General features: G+C 41.3%; 6 protein-coding genes and 1 rRNA gene. 2 read left to right on the top strand and 5 right to left on the bottom strand.

From position 1 onward, the window contains the following. The 3 genes from BGP78_RS10040 to BGP78_RS10030 form a co-directional block, all read right to left on the bottom strand. Window positions 1-124, bottom strand: a 16S ribosomal RNA gene (locus BGP78_RS10040); the annotation flags it as partial. A gap of 711 nt (window positions 125-835) precedes the next feature. Beyond that, a complete protein-coding gene (locus tag BGP78_RS10035; RefSeq protein WP_259386266.1) occupies window positions 836-2,827 on the bottom strand; it encodes a methyl-accepting chemotaxis protein in 1,992 nt (663 codons plus the stop codon). A 226-nt stretch (window positions 2,828-3,053) separates the two neighbouring features. Beyond that, the gene (locus tag BGP78_RS10030; RefSeq protein WP_119861262.1) at window positions 3,054-5,234 is read right to left on the bottom strand and encodes a YgiQ family radical SAM protein; all 2,181 of its coding nucleotides are present in this window, start codon (window positions 5,232-5,234) and stop codon (window positions 3,054-3,056) included. Window positions 5,235-5,510: 276 nt separating this feature from the next. Between BGP78_RS10030 and BGP78_RS10025 the strand changes: the two genes are divergently transcribed. After that, a complete protein-coding gene (locus BGP78_RS10025) occupies window positions 5,511-6,254 on the top strand; it encodes a spondin domain-containing protein (RefSeq protein ID WP_119861261.1) in 744 nt (247 codons plus the stop codon). A gap of 117 nt (window positions 6,255-6,371) precedes the next feature. Here BGP78_RS10025 and BGP78_RS10020 read toward each other — a convergent pair whose 3' ends face one another. Beyond that, a complete protein-coding gene (locus BGP78_RS10020; protein WP_119861260.1) occupies window positions 6,372-6,941 on the bottom strand; it encodes a hypothetical protein in 570 nt (189 codons plus the stop codon). Window positions 6,942-7,217: 276 nt separating this feature from the next. Between BGP78_RS10020 and BGP78_RS10015 the strand changes: the two genes are divergently transcribed. Further along, on the top strand, window positions 7,218-7,445 hold the full coding sequence (locus BGP78_RS10015) for a helix-turn-helix domain-containing protein (protein ID WP_119861259.1): 228 nt from the start codon (window positions 7,218-7,220) through the stop codon (window positions 7,443-7,445). Window positions 7,446-7,513: 68 nt separating this feature from the next. On the opposite strand, the gene BGP78_RS10010 is transcribed toward BGP78_RS10015, so the two are convergent. Next, window positions 7,514-7,849 carry a zinc ribbon domain-containing protein YjdM gene (locus tag BGP78_RS10010; protein WP_119861280.1) on the bottom strand — a complete coding sequence of 112 codons (336 nt, stop codon included), beginning with the start codon at window positions 7,847-7,849 and terminating at the stop codon, window positions 7,514-7,516. Window positions 7,850-7,888 lie beyond the last annotated feature (39 nt).

The following is a 7,888-nucleotide window of genomic DNA, read 5'->3' as shown; positions in this document are numbered from 1 at the left end:
CAAGCATTACTCACCCGTCCGCCGCTCGTCAGCAGATAGCAAGCTATCTCTGTTACCGCTCGACTTGCATGTGTTAGGCCTGCCGCCAGCGTTCAATCTGAGCCATGATCAAACTCTTCAATTAAAAGTTTTGTTGAAACCGAAGTTTCGTGCTCATTGAATTCTGATTTTGATTTCTTTCGAAATCGAATTGACTGTGCTGAAACAAGTAAACTTGTTTCCGTTGGTCACTCAGTTTCTCCGAAGAGAAAATCAATTGAGACTCTAATTTTTTTGCTAGCTTCAATCTAAGAAAGAAGGTTCGCTGTTAGAACTCAATCTGTACGAGTGCCCACACAGATGATTGCTTCATATTTTTAAAGAACGTTGCGATGATTAAGCGCTTTACTTTATCTCGCTAGGGCTGCGCATGTTACGCTTTCCTATTTTTTTGTCAACACTTAATTTAAAACGTTTTCTTAAGTGAAAAGCCAAACTAAGTTTTACTTGACGCTGACTCGTTTCAATTTGCTTTTCAGCGTGTTGCTCCGTGTCAGTGGGGTCGCATTATAGGGAGATGGAGAAAAAGCGCAAGCGTTTATTTGAAGAAAAGTGATAAAAATAACGTGTTCGAGCAAAATTAAATCAAAACAGGTGTTTTTGGTACTTTTATATACAAAACCTCAATAAAGAGAGACCTTGTTACCCACCTTACTTAGTTAAGGGACCTAATATTTAACTGCGAGTCTATAAAACGTAGGGCCTTTTACCTCACTCAAACCTCCTACAGCCCCTTTTTCCATCTATATAAGCCATGACTTAACTAATTAGTGACTCTGTAAGCTCAAACTCTGGCTTAGCGTTTATTTTCAGCCACATTATATTGCGCAATCAGCTTATCCATATCAATCGCCGAATCAGATATGGCCACCGCAGCCTGTACGATTTGTTCCGCGCCAGAGACATTCTCAGCAGATTTATCAAATATAGTGGCAATATTTTTACTAATATCACTAATCGCATCGCTTTGTTGTTGCGTACTTTGCGAGACCGATTCAGTCACCGTTTCAACTTGCTGAGCCTGTGTTACGATTTGGCTCAAGGCAGCTTTTATTTCCTGTGCTCGCTGCGCAGCCTGGACGGCATTATCTTGCCCCTGCATAATAATACTTGATGCTTCTTTTGAGCTTGTCTGTAATTCCGACACCAATGCTGAAATTTCTTCTGTTGATTTTTGAGTTCTACTGGCTAAGCCCCTTACCTCATCAGCAACTACGGCAAACCCTCTTCCTTGCTCACCAGCTCTTGCCGCTTCAATCGCGGCATTAAGTGCTAACAAATTCGTTTGTTCTGCAATTGAGCGGATCATCTCAACCATGCTCGTAATACTTCCAACCCTGTTGTTCAAGGCATCTACTGCGACTGCTGATTTAGCCATATCATCAGACGCATCCTGAATGACACTCACAGCATCTGTAACCACTTTCTGACCCCGAATAGATTCAGTCGCTACCACTCTTGCTGCTTGAGAGTTCTCATTCATTGAACTGGCAATCACTTTAATATTTTTGCTCATTTGTTCAGATGCGGCTGCAATTGTTTTAATACCATCTTGCTGCTCTTCAAGATTTTGTTTGCTGTGGTTTATAGCTAGCGATGCTTCTTCAGTAGAAGACGCAATTCTCTGAGACACTTGCCCAAACTCTACAAGATCATTCTCAAATTGCATGGTTAAGTGATTTATGTCTTTTGCTGAGTCCCCCAATTCATCAGAACTTAAAACCGCAATTTCATGAGACAAATTTTTGTTTCTAATTGCCACTTGAATCCCCTGTGCTATTTTCTGTGATTGGCGTCGTCGTAGCTTAATTGCAGAGAAAAGCGCAAAAGTAATTAATAAGCCCACAATTAAAATTACGCTTTCAACGACGAGCACTAATACCGCTCGCTCTTGTATGTTGATTGCTGTGGCATCAACCAGATCAAGCGCTTGCTCTTCTGCACTTTTCAACACATTGATCCGTTTGGTCGCAGCTGAAAACCATTTTTCTGCATCGAGATTAAAATTGGTATTTGTTGCAGCAATTAGGCTTCGGTATTTGTCCACCTCGGAGAATTCACTTGATGCCAGTGCTCTTTCAAAAAGTGCCTTCATTGACGGAGGTGAAGCTTCTAATGCTTCTTCTAAATATACTTCTTGCTTAGTAAGCAAACTTACATGTTTTATTTTTGCTGCTTGGGTCATTTCATCCTTGGATAACACATTAGACAAAACAGCTCGTTCTATCCCTGCTGACTCTTTGGCATTAGAAAAGTTATATATGGAAAACAGCTCAGTGGAAATAATATGGTCATTGCTTAATCGTGATGCAGTTATAACGATGTGTAACCCTTTCAAGTTTATATCGGTGTAGTATTTTAACGCATCTCCTAACGACATTGTTAAATTGTCAACGTCTCTTCTGACCTGTTCTAGCTTAGCGAATTTTCTTTGAAATTCTATCAATTCTCGTTGCATCGGCTGTGACAACTGCCATGTCTTTGATCTCTCCTCAAGCTGGGAGACAAACTTGTTTGTCAGGCTTCTTTGTTTAATTAACGTTGACTTAAATTTACTTCCTCCAGAACCAATGTACCCCGCCGACGCGCCGCGTTCTTTTTGTGTCTCATGCACAACCGATAAAACAGCATGACTAAAAAACGCATTATATTCTGCGTCATATGCATCGTTCATTCTCTGTAATGACATAGAAACATCATAAAAAATGACAGCGCCTAATAATACACAGGGAAGCAGCGCCATTGTTGTTAAATGGCCTGATATATACCTAGCTATTGACTTAAACATAGAGAACCCAATTCAATGCCCGATGAATAATTACGCTTTAAACTATAGAGGAGATCATACAAACTGGGGAAGTTTTATACAGTTGTTACAACTCTATGCGTATCATAATCACGTTGAACCTAGCGTTCTAATACATGATCACACCGGCTGAAACCAAAAAACCGCTCATTTCATAATAAGCGGTTTTAGAGGGGCAATAATTGATTATGGCCAAACAATCAGTTTTCTATCTTGGCGCACTTCTTTGACGATTACCCGCTACTTTTGGTTTAGTATTGGCTTTTTTAAACTGACCAAACCCACTATGGCGGGTCAAAGCAGGGCGACCTCCCTTTTTGTGCCCAGCCGACTTTTCATTTCGGCTTTCTTCCGGCACCAAACAATTCGGACCCTTACCAATTAAATTGGCTTTACCCATTTTTCGTAATGCTTCGCGGATCATAGGCCAGCCCGATGCATCATGATAACGTAATATTGCCTTGTGCAAGCGACGCTGTCTTGCTCCTTTAGGCACTGCGACTTCTTCTTTGTTATTTTTTATGTTTCGCAATGAGTTCATCTCGGTATGATAAATGGTCGTTGCATTGGCCATAGGAGACGGATAGAAATTTTGCACTTGGTCCAGCTTAAAATCATTACTTTTAAGCCAAAGCGCCATATTTACCATGTCTTCATCTGTCGTGCCTGGATGCGCAGAGATAAAGTACGGGATCAAATACTGCTTTTTACCTGCTTCTTTTGAATATTTATCAAATAGCTCTTTAAAGCGATCATATGTGCCCATGCCAGGCTTCATCATTTTTGATAATGGGCCTTGCTCAGTATGCTCAGGTGCAATTTTTAAGTACCCACCAACATGGTGACTTACCAATTCTTTTACATATCTCGGGTCTTCAATGGCTAAATCATAGCGAACACCTGATGCGATTAGGACTTTTTTCACGCCCTCAACATCTCTTGCTTTACGGTAAAGGTCAATCGTTGGAGTATGATCGGTATCCATATGCTTACAAATATCAGGGTACACGCACGACAACCTGCGACAGGTACTTTCTGCTTTTTTGCTCTTACATCGTAATTTATACATGTTAGCAGTTGGGCCACCTAAATCTGAGATCACCCCAGTAAAGCCGGGAACCTTGTCGCGAATTTGTTCTATCTCTTCAATAATCGACTCTTCAGAGCGACTTTGAATAATACGACCTTCATGCTCGGTGATTGAGCAAAAACTACACCCACCAAAGCAACCCCGCATAATATTTACAGAGGTTTTGATCATGTCATAAGCAGGAATTTTTGCATCACCATAGCTTGGGTGTGGCACACGTTGATAAGGTAAACCAAACACCATATCCATTTCTGCTGTTTCTAAAGGGAATGCGGGCGGATTAACCCATACCGAACGGTCGCCATGACGCTGAAAAAGCGCACGCGCACAACCAGGGTTAGTTTCTTGATGTAAAATACGTGATGCGTGGGCATATAAAGGCTTATTCACACTCACTTGTTCGAATGCTGGCAGTTTTACATATACTTTTTCCCAAGGCTTTAATCTTGGTGGCTGTACGGTAATCGGTTTTGCAGCTTCTTCAGCAAGGTTAATTCCCGCTTTGGCAAATTCAGATTTGCTACAGCCAACATCGTCCGCACCATAAGGATTGGGAATAGGATCAATTTTACCGACTTTATCTATCGCCGTTGAATCACTTCCGCGCCACTGAGGTAAAGGCTCTTTGCGAATAACCGCAGTACCACGAATATCTTGAATTGATGCAATAGCATCACCCCTTGCTATTCGATGAGCAACTTCCACCAGCGGGCGTTCAGCATTACCGTAAATCAAGATGTCGGCTTTGGCATCAAAAATAATACTGCGTCGTACTTTTTCCTGCCAATAATCATAATGTGCAATACGACGTAAACTTGCTTCTATGCCACCAATAACTAATGGTACTTCTTTATATGCTTCTCTGCATCGCTGACTATATACCACAACCGCTCTGTCAGGGCGCATACCACCAACATTACCGGGTGTATATGCATCATCGTGACGCATACGCTTCTCAGCAGTATATCGGTTGATCATGGAGTCCATATTACCCGCAGTGACACCAAAAAATAAGTTTGGCTGACCAAGCGACATAAATGCTTCTTTGCTAGACCAATCAGGCTGGGCAATAATACCGACCCTAAACCCTTGCGCTTCTAGCACCCTGCCAATCACAGCCATACCAAAGCTTGGGTGGTCGACATATGCATCACCGGTTACAAGTACAATGTCGCAGCTGTCCCAGCCCAACTCATCCATTTCTTGACGTGTCGTAGGAAGAAATGGTGCAACACCATAGCATTCTGCCCAGTATTTAGGATAAGAGAATAACGACCGTTCAGCTTTAAGTGCGCTCATAGAGGGTACCTGCAGGAAAAAGAGCCGAATTATAACTTAAATCATAGTTTGGTCATACCATAGAATATTCTAATATTATGCATAATTAAACTCTCCCCCAGCTCACCACGCCTTCACCGCTTTAACTGTATGATAAGAAGTACTTTTATAATCATTTAATCGATTAAAAAAGAATACACGTGCGCTTTTATTGTGATGTTGTGGTGTGCAGTGAAAGTAAATAACACACGATCAGGTCTAAGTATTGGTGGTGTTCATTAATTAACCAGGTGCTATATGAATCGAGTTATTAAATCTGCAGTACTTTATATATCATTGTTTTTAGTGGCGTGTGGTGGCAGTAGCAATACTGAGCAACAACCAACGACTAATTCACCCGCTGCACCAGTGCTTCCAGAGATAACAACGCCCGCAACCTCTGTGGTATACCAACTTACTTTTACACGTTCATGGCAAAATAGTAACTTTCCCACAAACTTCCCTAATAACTCTCATTTTTCTCCTGTTGTTGGCCTCACTCATAGTCAGCCTAATGCCTTATTCGAATTAGGTGCACTCGCATCACAGGGGGTCATTAACATGGCAGAAACAGGCTCAAAAACAGCACTCAAAAATGAGATTAGTACTATCCAGAACGAAGGCGGATCAAACTATTTGATTGATGAAGGAGGTATTTCTGGCAATGCCACCAGCGTAACAATGACATTTGAAGCAAGCCAAACATTTTCTCTATTAACCCTAGTATCTATGGTAGCACCAAGCCCTGATTGGTTTGTCGCAGTTAATAGCTTACCTTTATTTAATAACAATACATGGCTTCAAAACCAAACAATTCAACTTAAAGTGTATGATGCGGGCAGCGACAGCGGTCGACACTTCTCCTCCGCAAATTTAGCAACAACTCCGCCAGAGAAAATTACCTTACTTACCAGTGAGCGGGCAGATTCAGATTTTGACTTAGGCGTCCACTTCACTACAAACGCGCATATCGGGTTTATTGAAATCACATTATTGGAATAACTCGGGGCACTGCCTTTATTTACTTTATTTACTTTATTTGCCTTATTTGCCTTATTTGCCTTATTTAGCATTAGCTTACAAGTAAAGTGGCGCATTACACGCCACCTTAAACAGTCATTATGGCTGAATTGGGTGTAACTCAGCACGTTCAATTTTACCCTCTAAATTACGATAGGCATTTATTTGTGCGAAGTAGGCTTGGCCGTTCAATGTTGCCGGTTTAACCACTGCGTAAAATGCAAAGTTAAGCCCTGCAACAACTTGCTGCTGCGCAGCTAATATATCGTAATGAACACCGACTAATGACTCAATTTGCTCTGCGGTTTGTGTTTCTGCATCTGTGAAGTTTGCTCGTAGTGCAACTGCATCAAACGATCCAATCGGCGGAAAAAGTACAGGTTCACTGATCACTCGACTTGACGTTTGTGTATACGTGCCACCTTTCTCATATACCGTAATAAGCTCTAAGTTGCTAATTTTTGGCAAGTCCGGCGCTGTAACCTGCTCAACAAAACAATAAAATGCGAAATTAATGCCATTTACTACTTGAGATTGACCTGCAAGTGGCGAAATATTCACGCCTTCGCGTTTATTAATATGTTCAAACGCACTGATAAACTCTTGATTAAAGTCTTTTGCCAATACCACTGAACCAAACGCGCCTACATTATGAATTGCTTGAGACATAATATTTTCCTTTGCTATCTTTAAAGTTATGTTTAGTACTCTACGAGCACCTTGAAATTACTTTAAGTTTAGAGAGCAAACGCCAATTCACAGCATCACCTAAGTATCAGTTTGGTATCATCTGGGTATCAGTTTGATAACGCACTCTGATACTACGTCTCGTGAATAATTACTGACACAGTGTATACAATCCGTAACAACCCCTATTGTGATGAGAAGTGGTGACCCAGCAAAATAGCAACTAAGCTTGGCTTTTATTTTTAAAGGGATCAGAACATGAATGGACGCGTTAAACTAAATACGCAAAGGCTAAAGGAATTACGCAGAAACATGGGATTAAGCCAAGAGAAATTAGCCTGTGCATGCCAAGATAAAGCCCTATGTGTGTCTATCGCGACCTTGAAACGAGCCGAGTGTGGACTTAACGTGTACCACCGTACAGCACGGGAGCTGGCGTTGTTTTACCAGATCCCAGTTTATGATTTGCTCAACGATACTCTATGATTTTTAAAGTACTCTGGTAACATCGCCATGCGTCATTAGTTATGCACTATGATGACCACAACACCCCTTTACGCTTTTTTCACAAATTTAGCAGTCACCATCATCTCGCCTACGCCATCAACTTTACAGTCTAATTGGTGGTCTTTGGCCTCTTTGATTCGTCTGATCAGCGCACGAGTACCAATTTTGATAACCTGAGAACTGCCTTTAATTTTTAAGTCTTTAATAACCGTTACTTTATCGCCATCGGCCAACAGGGTCCCATTTGCATCTTTCACAGAGATAGTATCTTCTGCCAGCTTCTCATCAGGGTTCCACTCAAAAGCACACTCAGGGCAAATTAAGTTAGATTGATCTTGATAAACATATTCAGATGAACAACTCGGACAAGGAGGAAAAGACATAAGCAACCATGAGTAATAAATAATGCGCCGCATTCTAAT

Origin of the sequence: Pseudoalteromonas sp. MSK9-3 (assembly GCF_003590335.1) — a bacterium.
Lineage (GTDB): Bacteria > Pseudomonadota > Gammaproteobacteria > Enterobacterales > Alteromonadaceae > Pseudoalteromonas.
Note: the sequence above shows the minus strand (reverse complement) of the source record. Positions and strands in the feature narration are given on the sequence as shown.

What these genes read in the sequence shown, in the direction of transcription:
- BGP78_RS10035 (WP_259386266.1), bottom strand. Translation starts at nt 2,827, where the DNA reads ATGTTTAAGTCAATAGCTAGGTATATATCAGGCCATTTAACAACAATG.
- BGP78_RS10030 (WP_119861262.1), bottom strand. Translation starts at nt 5,234, where the DNA reads ATGAGCGCACTTAAAGCTGAACGGTCGTTATTCTCTTATCCTAAATAC.
- BGP78_RS10025 (WP_119861261.1), top strand. Translation starts at nt 5,511, where the DNA reads ATGAATCGAGTTATTAAATCTGCAGTACTTTATATATCATTGTTTTTA.
- BGP78_RS10020 (WP_119861260.1), bottom strand. Translation starts at nt 6,941, where the DNA reads ATGTCTCAAGCAATTCATAATGTAGGCGCGTTTGGTTCAGTGGTATTG.
- BGP78_RS10015 (WP_119861259.1), top strand. Translation starts at nt 7,218, where the DNA reads ATGAATGGACGCGTTAAACTAAATACGCAAAGGCTAAAGGAATTACGC.
- BGP78_RS10010 (WP_119861280.1), bottom strand. Translation starts at nt 7,849, where the DNA reads ATGTCTTTTCCTCCTTGTCCGAGTTGTTCATCTGAATATGTTTATCAA.